Annotated in this window: 14 protein-coding genes; 7 read left to right on the top strand and 7 right to left on the bottom strand. The window is 74.8% G+C overall.

Annotated elements, in window-relative coordinates:
- Window positions 1–2 precede the first annotated feature (2 nt).
- On the top strand, window positions 3–3,110 hold the full coding sequence (locus tag SM611_RS31285; protein ID WP_371953917.1) for a sacsin N-terminal ATP-binding-like domain-containing protein: 3,108 nt from the start codon (window positions 3–5) through the stop codon (window positions 3,108–3,110).
- Here SM611_RS31285 and SM611_RS31280 read toward each other — a convergent pair.
- On the bottom strand, window positions 3,107–3,427 hold the full coding sequence (locus tag SM611_RS31280) for a DUF2530 domain-containing protein (RefSeq protein ID WP_371953916.1): 321 nt from the start codon (window positions 3,425–3,427) through the stop codon (window positions 3,107–3,109). The two genes, SM611_RS31285 and SM611_RS31280, sit on opposite strands and share 4 nt — an antisense overlap.
- Before the next feature lie 52 nt (window positions 3,428–3,479).
- Window positions 3,480–4,043: a TetR-like C-terminal domain-containing protein gene (locus SM611_RS31275; RefSeq protein ID WP_371953915.1), complete on the bottom strand. Its 564-nt coding sequence runs from the start codon at window positions 4,041–4,043 to the stop codon at window positions 3,480–3,482.
- Between the two features lie 103 nt (window positions 4,044–4,146).
- Between SM611_RS31275 and SM611_RS31270 the strand changes: the two genes are divergently transcribed.
- The 3 genes from SM611_RS31270 (at window position 4,147) to thpR (ending at window position 7,074) form a co-directional block, all read left to right on the top strand.
- Window positions 4,147–4,614: a MarR family transcriptional regulator gene (locus SM611_RS31270; protein WP_371953914.1), complete on the top strand. Its 468-nt coding sequence runs from the start codon at window positions 4,147–4,149 to the stop codon at window positions 4,612–4,614.
- Window positions 4,615–5,107: 493 nt separating this feature from the next.
- Window positions 5,108–6,352 (top strand): MFS transporter, encoded by a 1,245-nt coding sequence (locus SM611_RS31265; protein WP_371953931.1) that lies wholly within the window; start codon window positions 5,108–5,110, stop codon window positions 6,350–6,352.
- Window positions 6,353–6,420: 68 nt separating this feature from the next.
- On the top strand, window positions 6,421–7,074 hold the full coding sequence (thpR, locus tag SM611_RS31260; protein WP_371953913.1) for an RNA 2',3'-cyclic phosphodiesterase: 654 nt from the start codon (window positions 6,421–6,423) through the stop codon (window positions 7,072–7,074).
- Here thpR and SM611_RS31255 read toward each other — a convergent pair.
- Both SM611_RS31255 and SM611_RS31250 read right to left on the bottom strand, forming a co-directional pair.
- Window positions 7,011–9,191, bottom strand: a complete 2,181-nt coding sequence (locus SM611_RS31255; RefSeq protein WP_371953912.1) for a hypothetical protein — start codon at window positions 9,189–9,191, stop codon at window positions 7,011–7,013. The two genes, thpR and SM611_RS31255, sit on opposite strands and share 64 nt — an antisense overlap.
- A 137-nt stretch (window positions 9,192–9,328) precedes the next feature.
- A complete protein-coding gene (locus SM611_RS31250; RefSeq protein WP_371953911.1) occupies window positions 9,329–10,351 on the bottom strand; it encodes a hypothetical protein in 1,023 nt (340 codons plus the stop codon).
- A gap of 200 nt (window positions 10,352–10,551) precedes the next feature.
- Between SM611_RS31250 and SM611_RS31245 the strand changes: the two genes are divergently transcribed.
- The gene (locus SM611_RS31245) at window positions 10,552–11,466 is read left to right on the top strand and encodes a class II glutamine amidotransferase (protein ID WP_371953910.1); all 915 of its coding nucleotides are present in this window, start codon (window positions 10,552–10,554) and stop codon (window positions 11,464–11,466) included.
- A gap of 108 nt (window positions 11,467–11,574) precedes the next feature.
- Here SM611_RS31245 and serC read toward each other — a convergent pair whose 3' ends face one another.
- Entirely contained in the window at window positions 11,575–12,711 is a 1,137-nt protein-coding gene (gene serC / locus SM611_RS31240) for a phosphoserine transaminase (RefSeq protein ID WP_371953909.1), read from the bottom strand.
- A gap of 44 nt (window positions 12,712–12,755) precedes the next feature.
- Entirely contained in the window at window positions 12,756–13,124 is a 369-nt protein-coding gene (locus SM611_RS31235) for a hypothetical protein (RefSeq protein WP_371953908.1), read from the bottom strand.
- A 118-nt stretch (window positions 13,125–13,242) separates the two neighbouring features.
- Here SM611_RS31235 and SM611_RS31230 point away from each other — a divergent pair, with 118 nt between their 5' ends.
- The gene (locus tag SM611_RS31230; RefSeq protein ID WP_371953907.1) at window positions 13,243–13,650 is read left to right on the top strand and encodes a hypothetical protein; all 408 of its coding nucleotides are present in this window, start codon (window positions 13,243–13,245) and stop codon (window positions 13,648–13,650) included.
- Between the two features lie 38 nt (window positions 13,651–13,688).
- Window positions 13,689–13,847 (top strand): hypothetical protein, encoded by a 159-nt coding sequence (locus SM611_RS31225; RefSeq protein ID WP_371953906.1) that lies wholly within the window; start codon window positions 13,689–13,691, stop codon window positions 13,845–13,847.
- A gap of 101 nt (window positions 13,848–13,948) precedes the next feature.
- Here the strand turns inward: SM611_RS31225 and SM611_RS31220 are convergent, their stop codons facing one another.
- Window positions 13,949–15,052 (bottom strand): citrate synthase 2, encoded by a 1,104-nt coding sequence (locus tag SM611_RS31220; protein WP_371953905.1) that lies wholly within the window; start codon window positions 15,050–15,052, stop codon window positions 13,949–13,951.
- Window positions 15,053–15,144 lie beyond the last annotated feature (92 nt).

The following is a 15,144-nucleotide window of genomic DNA, read 5'->3' as shown; positions in this document are numbered from 1 at the left end:
CCATGCCGGAAACTCCGGACGTCTTCGGCGCGCGGGCGCTCCGCGAACGGGTGCTGCGCGCCTGGGCCGAGTCCCCGGCGCGCTTCCGCGAGGACGCGAACGCCGAAGAGGACTACGCCCTGGGCGGCTACCGCGACCGCGTGGTCGTCGAACTCGCGCAGAACGCCGCCGACGCCGCCCTCCGCGCGGGCGTCCCCGGCCGCCTCCGCCTGACGCTGCGGACCGAGCCCTCGGGCACCGTCCTCACGGCGGCGAACACGGGGTCGCCGCTGGACGCGGAGGGCGTCGAGGCCCTCTCCACCCTCCGCGCGTCCGCCAAACGCGACGAGACGGGCGCGACCGGCCGCTTCGGCGTGGGCTTCGCCGCCGTCGTCGCCGTGACCGACACTCCCGAGATCGCGTCGGCGCTCCCGGACGCCGGGCCCGCCCAGGGCGGCGGTGAGCGGGTGGCGGGGGTCCGATGGTCGGTGGGGCTCGCCCGCGATCTGGTGGAGGGAGTGCCCGCGCTCGCCGAGGAGGTCGGCCGGCGGGGCGGTCACACGCCCATGCTGCGGCTGCCCTTCGTCCTGGACGAGGCGCCGGACGTCCCGGACGGGTTCGGCACCGTCGTTCGGCTGCCGTTGCGTGAGGACGCCGTCGCGTCCGTCCGGCGGCAGTTGGGGGAGGTCGGGGCGGCGCTGATGCTGGCCTTGCCGGCGTTGGAGCGCGTTGAGGTCGACGTCGACGGTGACCTGCATGAGCTGACCGCTGAGCGCCGCTCCGGCGGTGAGGTCGTCATCGACGGCGATGTGTGGCGGACGGCCGAGGCGCACGGGCAGATCCCCGGGGCGCTTCTGGAGGACCGTCCCGTGGAGGAGCGGGCGCGGCCGTTCTGGCAGGTTCGGTGGGCCCTGCCAGAGGGCGGGATGCCCGAGGGCGTGGGCGGAGTCGTTTACGCGCCCACGCCAAGCGACGAACGCCTGGATCTGCCCGCCTTGCTCATCGCGTCTTTCCCGCTCGCACCGGATCGGCGGCATGTCGCGCCCGGGGCGCTGACCGGGTTCCTTGTGGACCGGGTCGCCGAGGCGTACGTGCGGCTGCTGAGCGAGCTGCCGGTCTCACCGCGGGTGCTGGACCTCGTGCCGGGGCCGATCGGGGCGGGGGAGCTGGACGCGCGGGTGCGGCGGGGCATTCGGGAGCGGCTGCCCGAGGCGCCCGTGCTTCCGGGGCGTCTCCCGGACGGGGGGACGCCCTCCCAGGCCCCCGGGCGAATACTCCGTATGCGCGGGCGGGACGCGATCGCCGTGGACGCGCCGGCGCCGTTCATCGAGGTGCTCGGCGGCGCGGACGCCGCGGACGCCGTGGTCGGCGGGCTGCTCCCGGCGGAGTGGCCGGCGCGGAGCCCGGCCCTGGCCGCGCTCGGGGTCCGGCGGGTCGAGCTGGCCGACGTGATCGATGAGCTGGCCGCTGTGGACCGGGATCCGGCGTGGTGGCACCGGGTGTACGAGTCGCTCGGCGGAGCCGCCAGGGACGCTCTGGGGGCCTTGCCGGTGCCGCTGGCGGGCGAGGCGGACGAGGCGGGCGAAGCAGGCGAAGCGGGCGGGGCGGGCGGGGCGCCCCGGGTGGTGCGCGGGCCGCGCGGGCTGCTGATCGCGGACGGCGTCGACCCGGCGGGCCTGTCGGCGCTCGGGCTGCGGTTCGTCCACCCGGAGGCCGTGCATCCGCTGCTGGTGCGGCTCGGGGCGGTCGAGGCGGGGCCGCGCGCCGTGCTCGGCGACGCCGCGGTGCGGGCGGCCGTCGAGGAGTCGTTCGAGGCCGACGACCCGGACGCGGTCGCGGAGGCCGTGCTGGGGCTGGTGGCGGGCGCGCGCCTCGATCCGGGGGAGGAGACCTGGCTCGCCGAGCTGGCCCTGCCCGGCGACGACGGCGAGCTCTACCCGGCGGGCGAGCTGCTGCTGCCGGAGAGCCCGCTGCGAGACGTGATGGCCGGCGACGCCCCGTTCGGCGTGGTGGACGGCGAGCTCCTGGAGCGGTGGGGAGCGGAGACGCTCACGGCCGTCGGCGTCCTCGACGGGTTCGCGCTCGCCAAGGCCGAGGACGTCAGCCTCACGGGTCTCGCCGATGAGGCCGAGACCCTCGAACTCGACGACGAGGACCTCTGGGCCGACGAGGCCCTGGCGCGGGTCGGGCCGCAGGATCTCCCGCCGCTGGTGCCGGAGTTCACGGCCGTCCGCGACCTGGAACTCGTGGACGACTGGGCGGCGGCGCTGAACGTCCTGGCCGGGCCGCCCTGGCGGGCCGCGATCGTCGATCCCGCCCATGTGACCTTGCACACCGGCAGGCGCGTCGCCGTCCCCTCGTACACGGCGTGGTGGCTCCGGCGCCATCGCGTGCTGGACGGCCGCAGGCCGGGAGAGTTCCGGCTGGGCGGGGACGAGTCGCTGACCGGGCTCTACGACGTCGCGCCAGAGGGCTTGGACGAGCGGCTCCTGCTCGCCCTGGGTGTCCGTACGTCCCTGGAGGAGTTGCTGGAGGAACCCGGCGGCGCCCAAGAGCTGATGGAACGCCTCGGTGACCCCGGCCGGTCCGTGAGCCGTGCCCAGTTGGGCGGGCTCTGGACGTCCCTGGCCGACGCCCCCGACGCGGTCATTGAGCCGCCCGACCGTGTGCGCGCCGTCGTGGACGGCGAGGTCGAGGTCGTGGACGCTGACGACGCCCTCGTCCTGGACGGTCCCGACCTCCTGCCCCTCCTGCAAGGGCAGCCGCTCGTCATCGCCGCCCAGGGGCGGGCCACCCGGCTCGCCGAACTGCTCGACCTCCCGTTGGCGGGGGACGAGATCCCCGGCGAGGTCGAATCGGACGGTGAGGAGCGCCCCGTCCCGGAGGCGGTCAGGGCCGTCCTGCCGGACGCACCCGCCGACTACCTCGCGCATGAACGCCTCGTCGTGGACGGCCAGGACGTCCCGTGGTGGACGAGGGACGGCGAGATCCGCGCGAGCGGCGTCCACGGGCTGGCGCGGGCGCTCGCCTGGGCCACGGGTGACTGGGCCGGGCGGCTGCTGGCCGAGGCCGTCCTGCGCGACGCGGAGTCACTGCCCGTCCTGCTGGCCGAATCCGACCTGGAGCCCTAGCCGGAGTCTCGCCCGGCCTCCTGGCGGCCCTCCTGCCCGGCCTCCTGGCTGCCCTCCTGCCCGTCCTTCTGGCGGGCCTCATGCCGGGCGGCCTCCTGGCGGGCGCGGCCGGCCTGGAGGCGCGGCGTGTACCACATGGCGAACACGCCGATCCCGATGCCGGTGACGCACACCCACAGCCACCAGCGGTCGCCGGGCGGCAGCCCGACGATGAGCAGCACGGCGAGCGCGACCGCCCACGCGGCCGTGCCCACCGCCGCGATACGGACGTCGTTGGTCTGCATCGGCGGCGGGTCGGGGCGGCGCGGTCGGCTCATGGGGCCAGGCTACCGGCGGGTCAGGCTCCCCGTCCCCGGCCGGTTCTGCCTGCTAAGCCACGGGACGGCGGCCGGACAGCCCGCCGAGGACCATGGTGATGAGCAGCTCGTAGCTGGCCTCCAGGTCGGCGGGCAGGCCGAACCCGCCGGCCGCCTCCAGGACGGCGAACCCGTGCACGGCCGAGCGCAGGCAGCGCGCGGCGTGGACGAGGTCCGGCCCCTCCAGCTCGTAGCCGCGCAGCGCCCCGTACAGGATGCCGAGGAGGCGCTCGGCCGCCGCGTCGTCCTCCGGCGCCGCCTCCTGCTCCATCGCGCCGTAGCGGCCCGGATGCTCGGCCACGTAGTCGCGGTAGGCGCGCATCAGCGCCCGGACGGCGTCGTCGCGGGACCGTCCGAGGGCCGCCTCGCCGAGCCGTTCGGCGAGTTCCTCCAGCACGCGGGACGTGACCAGGTGTCGCAACTCGGCGAGATTGCGGACATGCTTGTAAAGGGAGGGCGTCGCGACCCCCACCCGTCCCGCCACCGCCGCCAGCGTGAGGGCGCCGGGGCCGCCGACGTCCACGACGGCGACCGCGGCGTCGACGACGGCGTCCGGGGAGAGTCCCGCACGGGGCATTCCGACCTCCTCTATTGGTTGTAGCCAGAAGGCTAATGCTGTTAGTGACAGTGTCAAGTGGCGACGTGGCAGCATGGGCGGTAGCACCGGGAGAACAATGACGATGACAACGCCACCGATCCGTGGCCGGACGGCGTCCGCGCCTGGGCTGGCCGAGGAGCTGCGCATCTCGATCGCGCGGCTGACCCGCCGGCTGCGGACGCTGCGCGCGCCCGCGGCGGCCGACGGCGGGCGCCCGCTGTCGCTCACGCAGTTCGCCGCCCTCGCCGCCGTCGAGCGGCACGGCTCGATGACGCCGCGCGAGCTGGCCGACCACGAGAAGGTGCAGCCGCCCTCGATGACCCGCGTGATCGCCTACCTGGAGGAACGCGGGCTGCTCGTGCGCAGCCCGCATCCGACCGACGGGCGGCAGGTCGTGCTGAACGCCACCGAGGCGGGCGCCGCCCTGCTCGCGGACGAGCGGCGCCGCAAGGAGGCCTGGCTGGCCCGGCGGCTCGCCGAGCTCACCGACGACGAGCGGGAGATCCTGCGCCAGGCCGCGCCGATCATCGACAGGCTCAGCCGGTCCTGACCCCGGGGCGGTGCTCGTGATCCCTTGAGGAATGGCGACGCGCCGATTAACGTTAGCTTTGGTAATGACTTCTGCTAACGAAAACCCCGACGAACCCGAGGGGGCCGCGACGCGCGGGCCCCTCGGGCGGCGCCGCGCGCACCCGGCCCGCGCCGCCGCCCCCCTCGTCCCCGCACCCCCCAAGACGGCGTCCCCCGCGCGCCGCCGCCGTCCCGCCCCCGGCCGCCCCCTGGCGCACACCCGCGCCCATGCCGCCATCCGCACGAATCCCCCGTCTCCTGCCGGCGGACCCCCGCAAGCCACCGAACCTCCGCAGGACGAGGCCCCCGCGACACCCGGCGAGCCCGTACGACCCGACGCACCCGTACAGCCCGACGCACCCGTGCAGGCCGACACGTCCGCGCGGCCGACCGGCGCCGCGGGCTCCGGCGGAACGCTCCACGGCGCCGCTCCCGAGGAGCCGGACGCCGAGGAGGACGCGCGCAGCGGCGGGATGTTCCGATCGCTCCGCGTCCGGAACTACCGGCTCTACGCCGCCGGGCAGGTCGTCTCCAACACCGGCACCTGGATGCAGCGCGTCGCGCAGGACTGGCTCGTCCTCGACCTCGCGCACGGCAGCGGCACCGCGCTCGGCATCACCACCGGCCTGCAGTTCCTGCCGATGCTGCTGTTCGGGCTGTGGGGCGGCGTCATCGCCGACCGGTATCCGAAGCGCCGCATCCTGCTCGTCACACAGGTGTCGATGGGCCTGCTCGCCCTCGTCCTCGGCGTGCTCTCCATGACCGGCAGCGCGCAGGTGTGGCACGTGTACCTGCTGGCGTTCGGGCTCGGCGTCGCCACCGTCGTCGACAACCCGGCCCGCCAGTCGTTCGTGGTGGAGATGGTCGACAAGCGCGACCTGCCGAACGCGATCGCGCTGAACAGCGCCACGTTCAACGGCGCGCGGCTGCTCGGCCCCGCCGTCGCCGGCGTCCTCATCGCGCTGATCGGCACCGGGCCGGTGTTCCTGGTGAACGCGGCGTCGTTCGGCGCCGTCCTGTTCAGCCTCTACGCCATGCGGTCCGCCGAGCTGCACGACGTCGCGCCGGTCAAGCGCGCCAAGGGGCAGCTCCGCGAGGGCCTCCGCTACGTGCGCGGGCGCCGCGACCTGATGCTCGTCCTGATCCTCGTCGGCTTCCTCGCCATGTTCGGCATGAACTTCAACACGACGGTCGCGCTGATCGCCAAGGAGGTCTTCCACACCGACGCGTCCGCGTTCGGCCTCGCGTCCAGCATGCTGGCGCTCGGCGCGCTCAGCGGCGCCCTGCTCGCCGCCAGGCGGGTCGCCAGGCCGCGGCTGCGGCTGCTGGTGGCGATGGGCGTGGTGTTCGGGGCGCTGGAGGTCGCCACCGGGCTGATGCCGACGTACTGGTCGTTCCTGGCGCTGCTCGTCCCGACCGGCATCGCGATGATGACGATCACCACGGCGGCGAACGCGACGATGCAGCTCGGCGTCTCCCCGGAGATGCGCGGCCGCGTGATGGCCCTCTACATGCTCGTGTTCCTCGGCACGAACCCGGTGGGCGCGCCCGCGATCGGGTGGCTGGCCGAGCACTTCGGCGCCCGGACGAGCCTCGTCCTCGGCGGGCTGGTCTCCATCCTCGCCGCGCTCGCCGTGGGGGCCGTCGCCGCCCGCGGCAGGACGGGCGAGAGCCGCGCCCTGGCCCGGCTGCGGCGGCCCCGCCCCGCCGGAGGATGACGGCGCGATCCGCGTGACAACCGGTGCCGCTGCTGGGAAGCTGGCCGGGTGGCCCACCGGACGCTCCCATGAGGCTTTTCGTGGCGCTCGTGCCGCCACCGGACATCCTGGACGAGCTTGAGGAGGCCGTCCGCCCGCACCGGGACACGGTGCCCGAGCTGCGCTGGATCCGGCGCGACCTGCTGCACGTCACGCTGACGTTCCTCGGCGAGGTCGACGACCGCACCTTCGACCGGCTGCTGCCCCGCCTGGAACGCGCCGTCGGACGCCACGAGCGCATGACGCTGTCGCTCGCGGGCGCGGGCGCGTTCCCCGGCAGCGGCGCGCACGCCCGCGTCCTGTGGACGGGCCTGTACGGCGACCGCCGCGGGCTGGCGCGCCTCGCCGCGTCCACGACCGCCGCCGGACGCCGCGTCGGGACGCTGCCGGACAAGCACCGCGGGTTCCGCCCCCACCTCACCCTGGCGCGGTCCCGGCGGCCGGTGGACGTCCGGTCGCTCATCGAGCCGCTGGCGGCGTTCGCCGGCACCCCCTGGACGGCCGACTCCGTCCAGCTGATGCGCAGCCACCTGCCGGGCAGGGACTACAGCCAGGTGTCCTACGAGCCGCTGAAGACGTGGTCGCTGAAGCAGCGCTCAGGCGGTCAGAGCTCAGGCGGTCAGAGCTCCGGCGGGGGCGGCGCCGGACGGTCGGCGTCGGGCGGCCCCCACGGGACGCCGTAGCGCTCGCAGGCGCGGCGCAGCTCGTCCAGGTCGGGCGGGAAGGTGATCTGCCGCAGCACCCGCCCGGACGGCGCCCACACCACCAGCCGCGGCATCCGCTCCGCCGACTCGTCGATGCCGACGCCGCCGATCCGGTCGCGGGTCAGGTCCCATTCGACCTTGCCGCGCCGGGTGACCACCGCGAGACCGGCGGACGACACGCGGAGCTGCGAGCGGTTCCGGTCGTACAGCCAGTAGCCGATGAGGCCGATGACCAGTCCGGCGGGCATGGACCAGCTCGCCGTGGCGTTGAACCCGCCCAGGTCGGGGCCGAGCCAGACCGCGCCCAGCAGCGCCACCGCCTCGCACAGCAGCACGCTCATCCCGTACGTGCCGACGCGGGAGCGGCGGGTCGCGTCCAGGAGCGCGCCGGGGGCCGTGACGGGGCTGGGCAGGGCGGAGACCGTGAACGTGAGGTCCTGCCCGTCGTGCCCGTCGTGCCCGTCTTGGTCGCCCGGGGCCTCGGGCCGGGGCGCGGGAGCGTCCTGGGCCATGCCGTCCTGCCCGGCGGCGGGCGCGGGCAGCGCGGCCGTGGCGCGTTCCGGTTCCGGCGCGGCCAGCGTGGACACGGCCGAGTGGAACGCGGCGCTCAGGTAGGCGTCGTACTCGGCGTCGTTGACGGGCAGGCCCGCCCGCCGCGCCGAGTCGCGCAGGTCGGTGCGGGAGATCCGCAGCGCCGACAGCGGCGCGGCGAAGAACTCGTCGCCGTCGGAGTCGTACAGCCGCACCCAGGCGTGCCCGCCGATGGTCAGCAGCTCGATGCCGCCGATGCGGTCCTCGGGCATCTTCAGCACGACGTCGCCGGCGGCGTCCGCCCAGCCGAGCCCGCCGTCGGCGACGACGAGCCGCCCGCCGGGCACCTGCGCGAAGATCTCCGGCAGCCCTTCGAGCCCGTAGTCGGGGCCGCGCGGCGCCCGCGCGCCCGGCGTGATCACCCGGTAGCCGTGGTCGTCGAGGGCGTGCGCGAGCTGGAAGCCGTCCAGGCCGTGCGCGGGCAGCCGGGCGACGAGCTCCATCCGGTGCCCGAACGCCAGCGCGGCGAGGTCGGCGCGGCGCGGCTCCCCGCTGACCGGGTCGAGGCGCAGGCCGGGGCCGACGACCACGGCCGCGACGTCCCCGGCGCGCAGATCCTGGACCTCGCGGCGGCGGCCGGGGCGGGCCCGCACCCGCACCCGCTCGGCGGTGATCGTCCAGCGGACCTGGGCGGCGCGCAGCAGCCGGCGGCGCGCCGCGAGGACGCCCGCGATCGCGGCGAGCGCCCAGCAGCCCGCGGCGAGCCGGGCGCCGAACTCGCTCGTGCCGTCCAGCGCGATCCGGACGATCATCACGGCGCCGAGCAGCGCGGTCAGCGCGCCGAGCGCCATGATCCGGCGGCGGCTCGGCAGCGGCTCGGGCGTGTCGAGGCGCTGCTCGCCGGGCCGCCGGCCGCGGCCGCGGGACGGGCGGTCGCCGGTGGTGGGCTCGGCGGGCGGCTCGTGGGCGGCCGCCAGCAGCGCCGCCTCCTGGTCGAGCAGGCGCTTCTCGGCCGCGTGGTCGCGCGGCAGCGGGCCGCCGCCCGGGATGTCGTCCTCCAGCCCGGAGGCGCGCAGCGCCTCGTCCAGCGCCGGGTCGAGCAGGTCGGTCGCCTCGCCGTCCAGGACGTGCATGGGGATGCCGAGCCGCCGGGCCGTCACGAACACGGCCAGCGGCTCCAGGCCCATCGCGGTCATGCCGCCCACGGCGGTCCGGCCGAACCGGTGGAAGACGGTCAGCACGCCGTCGCCGGTGGTGATGGCCAGCCCGTCGATCCGGGACCGCTCGTAGGACACCATGACCAGCCCGCCCCGGCCGATCCGCTCCAGGCCCGCCTCCGACAGCCGCCAGTACGGGCGGGGACGGCGGCGGCGCGCGTCCGGGACGGCGCCCAGCAGCCACGGGATCGCGGCGACCACCCCGATCAGCGCGGCCCACAGCCACACGGGCCGGATCGGCAGCAGCGCCAGCGCCACCGCGAGGACGGTGAACGGGCCCGCGGCGACGGGCCGCCACCGGCCGCCGGAACCCGCGAGGCCCACCAGCTCATGCTCCACAGTCCGCATCCTCACACGGGTCCGCGCGGGACCGTCGCCTCCTTCAGCGATCCGATCGTCCTCCGAGAGCCTTTTCCATCGTGCCGGTCAGGTCGTACGGCCGTCTCCCGCCACCCGGTTCCCATCCGCCGCCCCGCTCCCGCGCGTCACCGGCGCCCCTTCATCAGCCCGTAGCCGACCGCTCCCGCGATCGCCAGCGCGAGGAACAGGCCGACCCGGGTGCCGGTGGCGTCCCTGCGGCCGCTCTCGGGCCCGCCCGCCGCGCCCGCGTTCCCGTGCGGGCCGGACGGCGTCGGCGACGGCAGCGCCTCCTCCGGCAGCGGCACCCGGTAGACCGGCTGGTTCGTGCCCTCCGACCCGACGAGCAGCGACCTGCCGTCCGGCGTGTAGGTCACGGACTCGCCCTGCGCCTGGGCCGGCACGTCGATCGACGTCAGCGTCTTGCCGGGCCGGCCGTCGGCGCCCACCGAGTACAGCCGGGCGCCGAAGTACGTCCGGATCACGCAGGTGCGGCCGTCGGGGGAGAACGCGCCGTCGGTCGCGATGGCCGGGGCGCCGCCGATCTTGCGCATGACGTTGAACCCGCTCGTGCGCAGCCGCTTCGGCGCCTCGTAGATCTTCCCGCCGAACAGCTTGCTGGCGATGTAGAGCCGGTTCGTCCGCGGGTTGATCATGAGGGTCTCGGCGTTGCGCGGCCCGTCCTCGTACTTGATCTTGAACGCGGTGGCGCGCAGCGTCCGGCTGCGCAGGTCCGCCGGCTCCGGGATGCGGTACACGGTCACGTACGGCCAGGCGCCGCCGAGGTTGTCGCCGATGTCCGCGACGAAGATCGCCGGACGGCCGCGGGCGTCCCTGCCGAGCGCCATGCCCTCCCAGTCGCGGGCGTTCGCGCCGCCGACGGTGAGGACGGCCCTGACCCGCCCGTCCCCGCCGAGCGCGAAGATCTTGGGGACGCCGCCGGAGTCGTTGTGGGTGTAGACGACGCCCGGATGCCGCGCGCTCGCGGCGAGGCCGCTGGACTCGGTGATCCGCGGGTCGCGGATCGTGAACGCGACCCGGTCGTCGTCCTTCCCTGCGGCGGCCGGCGAGGCGGGCGCGAAGACGGCGACGGACGCTCCGAAGACGGCGATCGCGGCCCCGGCACGGGCGGCGACGCGGCTTGCTGACATGGCCTGATCATCCCCGTTCCGCGCCCCGTCGATCATATGACCCGCGCCGGTCAGCTCAGCAGCGCACCGACGACCACGGCGAGGACGAGCGCGGTCAGCACGGTGGGAAGCAGCCATTGGGGCGCGCGGTTCACGCACCGAGCCTATTCGGACCCGCGGACGAGTCGAACCGTCCGCCCATGATCTGCATCTCATCAGGCATGTGCGGATTGTTCGGGATGGTGCGCTCGCCGTTCGCCGATGACCCGGGACGGGCGTCGGACGTGTTCGTGACGCTGGGCATGCTCGCGGAGGAACGCGGAACGGACTCGGCGGGCCTCGCGCTCCTCGGCGCGTGGCCGGGCCTCGGCGGCTGGCCGGGCCTCGGGGGCCCGCCCGGCGGCTGCCGGGTGGTGAAGGGCCGCGGCCCCTTCTCGCGGATCTGGCGCCCGGCGTACGTGCCCGAGCTGGACCGCTCGCCCGTCGCGCTCGGCCACACCCGGTGGGCGACGCAGGGCTCGCCGCTGGAGCCGCGCAACGCGAGCCCCATGGCCGTCCAGGACGTCGTCGCCACGCACAACGGGGACATCGACGCCGCCGGCCTGCGGGCCCGGTTCGCGCTGCCGCCGTCGTCCGGCACGACCGACAGCGAGCCGATCTTCCAGCTCCTGGCCGGCTGCGCGGGGCCGCCGGATGTGACCCGCGTCCTCGAAGCCGTGGTCGGACGGGTCGCGCTCGCCTGGGTCCACCGCGACCGCCCCACCGAGGTGCACCTGGCGCGGGGCGCGCTCAGCCCGCTGACCGTCGCCGTGGACACCGACCAGAACATCTACTGGGCGTCCAACCCGCGCTGGTTCCGGGACGCCGAACGGCACACCCGGGTGGAGTTCGCCTCCGTCGTCATGCTCCGCGAGGGGACCTACGCGAAGATCGGCATGGAGAGCCGCCCCGGCCGCCGCGACCGGCCCGAAGTCCTCGTGACGGCGAACTTCCTGCCCACGGCCCGCGACACCGACATGGACCCCCGCGTCTGGACGGGCTTCACCGCCGACGACCAGGAGGTCGACCAGGCCGGTCTGCTCCACCGCGCCGTCCAGCGCGCCGGCGGCACCGGCGGCCTGGCGACCGTGGCTTGAGCGGAGCGAACCGGGGGCGTGGGGGGCGTCCCCCCTCGGGAAAGCAGGGCTTGACGGTCACCTGAGACAGCCCTCGGGGACGCGGCGTGGCGTCCCCGAGGGTGACGCCTACAACCGCTCGACGACGTAGTCGACGCAGGCCGTGAGGGCCTCGACGTCGTCGGGGTCGATGGCCGGGAACATGCCGATGCGCAGCTGGTTGCGGCCCAGCTTGCGGTACGGCTCGGTGTCGACGATCCCGTTGGCGCGCAGCGCCTTGGCGACGGCGGCCGCGTCCACGTCGTCGTTGAAGTCGATCGTGCCGACGACCTGCGAGCGCTGCGCCGGGTCGACCACGAACGGCGTCGTGTAGGACGTCTTCTCGGCCCAGGTGTAGAGCCGCTGGGACGAGTCGGCCGTGCGGGACGTCGTCCACGCGAGCCCGCCCTGGCCGTTCATCCACTCGATCTGCTCGGCGAGGAGCAGCAGCGTGGCCACGGCGGGGGTGTTGTAGGTCTGGTCCTTGGCGGAGTTGTCCACGACCGTCTTCAGGTTGAAGAACTCAGGGACGTACCGGTCGGACATGGCGATCTCGTCGATCCGTTCCAGCGCGGCCGGGGACGCGAGCGCCACCCAGAGGCCGCCGTCGGCGGCGAAGCACTTCTGCGGCGCGAAGTAGTAGACGTCGGTCTCGGTCACGTCGACGGGCAGGCCGCCCGCGCCGGACGTGGCGTCCACCAGGACGAGCCCCTCGCGCGCGGTCGTGCCCGCCGGGCGCCTGATCGGCATGGCGACGCCGGTCGAGGTCTCGTTGTGGGTGAGCGCGTAGACGTCGACGTCCTCCTCGGCGGACGCCTCCGGGTGCGTTCCGGGCGGGCCGGTGATGACGGTCGGGTTCCCCAGCCAGGGCGCGCCCGTGGTGACCTTGGCGAACTTGCTGGAGAACTCACCGAACGTCAGGTGCTGGGAGCGCTGCCGGACGAGCCCGAACGCCGCCGCGTCCCAGAACGCGGTGGTGCCGCCGTTGCTGAGCAGGACCTCGTAGCCCTCGGGCAGGGAGAACAGCTGGGCGAGGCCCTCCCGGACGCGCCCGACCAGGGACTTCACCGGCTTCTGGCGGTGCGAGGTCCCCATGTAGGTGGAACCGGACCCGGCCAGGGCGGCGAGCTGCTCGGGGCGGACCTTGGACGGACCGCATCCGAAACGGCCGTCCGCGGGCTTGAGATCGGCTGGAATGTCAATGGTTGGATTCGCGCTGTCGGTCACTCGTAGAAGGCTATCTGACCTGCGGCGAAGATCGCGGGCAGGGTTCACATCCCGAGACGCCGGCGCCGCAGGGCCCAGGTCAGCAGGGCTGCCAGCGCCAACGCGCAGACGCCGGCGACGACGGCCGGCGGGTAGACCCAGTCGTCGCCCCTGGCGTGCGCCTCGACGGCCGTGTTGACGGAGTCGTAGATGAGGAACACCAGGAACAGCGCCGCGACCACCACGGCGATGCGGCCCGAGGCGGCGTTGGTGCGGCGGCGGCGCGCCTCGCGCTCGGCCTCGTACCGCCGCAGTTCCGCGGCGGCTTCGGCGGCTTCGGCGGCTTCGGCGGCGCGGCCCCGCGCCGTCCCCGGCTCCCGTGCGGCCGCGGGACCGATGTCGCCTTCGAGCGGCTCGTCGGGATCTTGGCTCATGCGTCCAATAATGGCAAAGGCCGGACAGAACCCGGGCCGGGCCCGCCGCGTCCAAGCAGCGGGCGGTCCGGGGGAGCGGGCGGAGGGGAACGCGAGCCGGGAAGCGAGGCGTTGAGGCATGGCGGGCGAGGGCGACGGGGTCCTGGGCGAGGACCGGCTGCGCGGAGTGCTCGACCTGTTCGAGCGGCTGCGGGAGCGGCCGCCGTGGCGCTGGCGGGAGCGGCTCCGGCCGCTGCTGCTGCTCCTCGGCCCGGGCCGCGCCACCGCGCACGCCGCCGAGATGCTCAAGTCCCGCTGCGAGGACGAGCGCGCCCCGGTGTCCCACATCGCCGCCGACACGCCCGCCACCGACGTCGCGGGCGTGCTGCGGGAGGCGAAGCGGGAGCTGTCGCAGCCGAGCAGCCGCGCCCGGGGCGAGCCGGCGCTGCGGTTCCCGCTGCTGGAGCTGTGGCTGCGCGACCTGCGCGAGATCCGGCGCGCCGACGGCGGCGGCCCTCGACCTCGCCTCGGCCGTCCTACCGGCTGAACGGGGTCCTGGACGCGATCGAGGCGCAGGACGACCACGTGAAGGAGTCCGGCAAGCCGCACGCGACGGTCGTCTACCTCGGCCCGGTCACCGCCGACCCGTCGATCAAGAACAAGCGGATCGACCTGCTCGCGGGCGTGCAGGGCGAGGCCGACTGCCCGCCGGGCGGTGCGGAGCCGGGAAGCCCGCCGCGGTAGGCCCGCGAGTCGCCGTGCGCACGCGAAAGGCCCCCGGATCGGTTCGGGGGCCTTTCGGCAAGTCGTTTGCGAGGGGTTTGCGAGGGGTGGGGGGAAGTCGTTCAGCCCTTGAGGATGTCCGTCGCTCCGGCGACGTCCTCGATGGAGCGGCTGCCGGGGCCGGTGTACTTCGCGCTCGGCCGGACGAGGCGCCCGGTGCGCTTCTGCTCCAGGATGTGCGCCGCCCAGCCGGCGGTGCGGCCGCAGGTGAACATGGCGGGCATCATCGCGGTCGGGACCTCGGCGAAGTCCAGGATGACCGCGGCCCAGAACTCGACGTTCGTCTCGATCGGGCGGTCCGGGCGGCGCTCGCGCAGCTCGGCGAGGGCGGCGTCCTCCAGGGCCTTGGCGGCCTCGAAGCGGGGGGCGTCCAGCTCCTTGGCGGTGCGGCGCAGGACGCGGGCGCGCGGGTCCTCGGCGCGGTAGACGCGGTGGCCGAAGCCCATCAGCCGGTCGCCGGAGTCGAGGATGCCGGTGACGACCTTGCGGGCGTCGCCGAGCTGCTCGACCTTCTCGATCATCGGGAGCACGCGGGCGGGGGCGCCGCCGTGCAGGGGGCCCGACATGGCGCCGATCGCGCCGGACATGCTGGCCGCGACGTCCGCCCCGGTGGAGGCGATCACCCGCGCGGTGAAGGTGGAGGCGTTCATGCCGTGCTCGGCGGCGGAGACCCAGTACGCGTCGATGGCCCGGATGTGCTTGGGGTCGGGCTCACCGCGCCAGCGGACCATGAACCGCTCGGTGATGGTTCCGGACTCGTCGATCCGGTTCTGCGGGACCATCGGCACGCCGACGCCGCGGGCGGACTGCGCGACGAACGACAGCGCGGTCACCGACACCCGGGCGAGGTCGGCGCGGGCCTCCTCGTCGGAGATGTCGAGCAGCGGCTTCATCCCGTACGCGGGGGCGAGGGTGGGGAGGGCGCTCTGGACGTCCACCCGCACGTCGCCGGAGGTGACCGGGAGCAGGTGCGGGTCCGCGGGGGCCAGTCCGGGGGTGAAGCTGTCGTCCACCAGCAGGCCCCAGGCGTCGCCGAAGGAGACGCGGCCGACGAGTTCCTCGATGTCGACGCCCCGGTACCGGAGGGCGCCGCCCTCCTTGTCCGGTTCGGCGATCTCGGTCTCGAAGGCGACGACCCCCTCAAGACCAGGTTTGAAGTCGGACATGTCGTCCTGCCTTTCGTCCCCAGGAGTGATAAGGCGGTGCCGTGCCATTGAACCCTGTCCGCCTTACTGACCAGTACCCAGGGGTCATGCCA

This window comes from Actinomadura monticuli (assembly GCF_041463655.1).
GTDB classification, from domain to species: Bacteria; Actinomycetota; Actinomycetes; order Streptosporangiales; family Streptosporangiaceae; genus Spirillospora; species Spirillospora monticuli.
This window is presented reverse-complemented; position numbering and strand designations above follow the sequence as displayed.